This is a genomic window from Arsukibacterium sp., from assembly GCF_041616895.1.
Lineage (GTDB): Bacteria > Pseudomonadota > Gammaproteobacteria > Enterobacterales > Alteromonadaceae > Alishewanella.
Genome location: NZ_JBFJPY010000184.1, coordinates 1 through 2,671 on the forward strand (window position 1 = coordinate 1; position 2,671 = coordinate 2,671).

A 2,671-nucleotide genomic window follows, 5' to 3' on the forward strand; every position below is an offset into this window, starting at 1 on the left:
GGCGCCGCCAATTCGGTATAGGGGGTCATTAACTTTTTTGGGTTTATAGATGGTCGACCGATTATAACGAAAAAGCCGACAGATGGGAGATCTGCCGGCTTTTGTTAGGTGCAACCAGGTGTTCGTTATTGTTTTATATACTCAATAGCGGCTTCTAATTGCTCGTCACGGCCTGCTGCTACAGCGGCTATAGTTGGTTTAACCTCAATATCCGGCACGATGCCTATTCGCTGAGTGGGAGTGCCATCCGAGTAAAACACGCCGATACCAGATATAGCGGTCCAGTGACCACCGGGGAGTACAATGCCGGAGAAATTACCATCGGCACCTGCCGTGGTACTGCCTATTACCTTGGCTTTTGGGGCGCCGCGAAAGGCCATGGTGGTGTATTCCGCACTGCTTTGCGTTTGCTCGTTGATCAGAATGGCGATTTTACCTGTGTAGTAATCTGGATTGCTATTGCCAACCAACATTGGTTCATCCCAGTTAAATTGGCCCGGGTTGTCAGCCTGCATAACGGTATATTTAGCGAATGGGTAAGGGTTCGGATACAGATAGCTGCCCAACGTAAACACTACAAATTCTGACGGAGTTTCGCGAATGTCAATTATCAGGCCTTTGGTTTCGTTAAGTTGCTGCATCATTTGCTCAAGATTAACACCTTTTATTTTATCCAGCCGGATATAACCAATATTATCTGGCAGCTGCTTATAAGCGTCATCGCTCGCCGGTTTATACAATAATTGCCGTTGTAGAGAGCCGTACTCTATCAGCGGCACCTCAACATTTAATGACTTACCAGCACGGTTAATGCCTAAAGTGAGTTGCTGCTTATTATTGCGCAACAAAGAATCTGCCCACTGGCGCTGTATAGTCGGGCCGTTTGAGGCGGCGGCTATTGGCTTAATTTTTGCCAGGCGCTCCGCGATGTTTTTGCCATCGATATAAGTTAGAATATCGCCAACCTGTAAAGCCAGGTCTGGCTGATACAATAAGCCAATGACCGGTTTGTCTTCTACATAGCGAACTTCTACCGGTACTATATTACGGCCAAGGTAGTCAGCAATTGCCGTGTTGTTCCGATTTGGCCAAAATTGGGTATGGGTATCATGGATATCTGAGATTAACGTCATCAGCGCCAGTTGATATTGGGTGTCGTCAGGTGCCGCGATAACGTCTGCAATTGCCGTATCAAGCACCTGTTGCCACGGTTGCTCGGTTAAATCACGGTATGGTGAGTAGTAGTGAACTATATTCCATAGCCTAAACACGCTTAGTAAGCGATAGCCAGAATCCAAATAGCTAATGTCAGCATAAGGCTTTTCATTAAATATTGGGTTACCCGTTGCTGCAGGCTTTATCCAATACTGCCGGGCAGGTAACTCTGTAGCATAAATGTTGGCCAGCGCGACATTTAGTTCTGGCGATAACTGCCAGGCTAACCAGTGTTGCTCAGGATGTGCCAGTGCTGCATTGGTTGTGTCTTTGCATTTTTGGCAGGCGCTAAGCTGACCCAGGCTATCAATCCACTCAACCAGCAGCTGGTCGCGGGCTTTAGCGTCGGCTTTTAACACTTTGGGAATTAGTTTGAAAAGCTCGGCATCCATACTGATATTGCCTGCCGCCGACTCGGGGTGATAATACTTAATAAAGCCCCATACTTTGGCCAGTGCAGCGAGGTTTTCTTGCTCTTGTTGGCTGAGTGCTGTCAGACGAATGCCCGAATCTTGTTCAAATTTATGGGGTAGTGCTGCCTGATAAACCACACGTTCTCTTGCAGGTGCCTGCGCCAGCGGTTTACCGTCTATGGTCAGGCTAAGCTTTGTATACTCGCTGCTTCCGGTACCCACTTGCAACAGGCCAAAATATAAGTATGCGGTATCGGGGTCCAGTTCAGCGCTTAGTGTATATTGCTGCCAGTCATTGCTGCCATTAATTGCATTTAACTCCATGTCGCTATACTGAATTGTGACGTCGTTTTCTGAAGCCTGAGCCAGCCAGAAACCGGCGAAACCATCAGCGCTAACCTCTGTTGTTTTTATATATCCGCTAAGTATTATGCTTTTTCCACCATAGGGAAATTTAATCTGCTGGTGGATGTCGGCAAATGCGCCGGCGCTAGAACTATTTCGGCTGATTTTTATTGCAGTGGCGTTATCAAGCTTCGCTACTTTACTTAAGGTGGGCGGCTCTGTTCCCGCAATCTGCCAATGAGCCGGCTGGTTTTCGGATACTTCTGAAAAATCCATGTTTTGCGGGGTAGCGATAGCGGTAAAGCTGCAAAGCAATAGCCCTAAGCTGAGAAAAAGTCCTTTCATACTCGTTCCTTTTTTGTTCTTATTTGAGTGATATATGTAAATTTAACGATTTTTAATTGTGTATAAACAAAGGCGAGAGTATCGGCGGTTAGCTGAATACTAACTTAATCACATTCGGGGTGTGCGTTGTAATTCAAGATGTTGTGAGAATTGATGAGACATTTATAGATCGGTGCCAACGCAGCGAGCCTCAGTCACTGGCTGCTTGGTAAGCCGGCGCCGCCAATTCGGTATAGGGGGTCATTAACTTTTTTGGGTTTATAGATGGTCGACCGATTATAACGAAAAAGCCGACAGATGGGAGATCTGCCGGCTTTTGTTAGGTGCAACCAGGTGTTCGTTATTGTTTTATA

At 46.6% G+C, this 2,671-nt stretch carries 1 protein-coding gene; it reads right to left on the reverse strand.

All coding sequences use genetic code 11. The features are described from left to right. Positions 1-125: 125 nt before the first annotated feature. On the reverse strand, positions 126-2,318 hold the full coding sequence (locus ABY802_RS16515) for a S41 family peptidase (protein WP_372628214.1): 2,193 nt from the start codon (positions 2,316-2,318) through the stop codon (positions 126-128). Positions 2,319-2,671 lie beyond the last annotated feature (353 nt).